This window comes from Streptomyces sp. ICN903 (genome assembly GCF_022015835.1).
GTDB lineage: Bacteria > Actinomycetota > Actinomycetes > Streptomycetales > Streptomycetaceae > Streptomyces > Streptomyces fenghuangensis.
The window spans coordinates 1-1,049 of the sequence record NZ_JAKMAY010000592.1 but is presented as its reverse complement, the minus strand read 5'-3'; the positions used below and the strand labels follow the sequence as shown (position 1 = coordinate 1,049).

Below are 1,049 nucleotides of genomic sequence, written 5' to 3'. Positions count from 1 at the left end.
GAGCTGTCCGAGGCCGGGGCCCGGGTGGCGCGCGAGGTGGCCGACGCCTTCACACGGGACACGGGGCGCCAGCGGTGGGTGCTGGGGGCGATGGGGCCGGGCACCAAGCTGCCCACCCTCGGCCATGTCGAGTACCGCACGCTGCGGGACGCCTATCAGCGCAATGCCGAGGGTCTGCTGGCGGGCGGGGCGGACGCTCTGCTGGTCGAGACCACCCAGGACCTGCTGCAGACCAAGGCGGCGGTGCTGGGGGCGCGCCGGGCGCTGGACGCGGCCGGGGTGTCGGTTCCGGTGATCTGCTCGGTGACGGTGGAGACGACCGGCACGATGCTGCTGGGCAGTGAGATCGGGGCGGCCCTGACGGCGCTGGAGCCGCTGGGCATCGACATGATCGGGCTGAACTGCGCCACCGGCCCGGCGGAGATGAGCGAGCATCTGCGGTATCTGGCCCGTCACTCCCGCATCCCGCTGTCCTGTATGCCGAACGCGGGGCTGCCGGAGCTGACCGCCGACGGTGCGCGCTATCCGCTCACGCCGGGCGAGCTGGCGGATGCGCAGGAGTCGTTCGTGGCCGAGTACGGGCTGTCGCTGGTGGGCGGGTGCTGCGGCACGACGCCGGAGCATCTGCGGCAGGTGGTCGAGCGGGTGCGGGGGGCGGCGCCGGCCGGGCGGGAGGTGCGGCCGGAGCCGGGGGCGGCGTCGCTGTACCAGGCGGTGCCGTTCCGGCAGGACACCTCGTATCTGGCGATCGGGGAGCGTACCAACGCCAACGGGTCGAAGAAGTTCCGCACCGCCATGCTGGAAGGGCGGTGGGAGGACTGCGTGGAGATCGCGCGGGAGCAGATCCGCGAGGGCGCGCACATGCTGGATCTGTGCGTGGACTACGTCGGGCGCGACGGTGTGGCGGACATGGCCGAGCTGGCCGGGCGGCTGGCGACGGCCTCCACGCTGCCGATCGTTCTGGACTCCACCGAGCCGGCCGTCATCGCGGCGGGGCTGGAGAGGCTGGGCGGCCGCGCGGTGATCAACAGTGTGAACTACGAGGACGG

At 72.9% G+C, this 1,049-nt stretch carries 1 protein-coding gene; it reads left to right on the top strand.

The genetic code is table 11. The annotated features are described in order from the left end of the window. On the top strand, nucleotides 1-1,049 hold a 1,049-nt coding region (locus L7D48_RS29010; protein WP_237884108.1), incomplete at both ends, for a homocysteine S-methyltransferase family protein.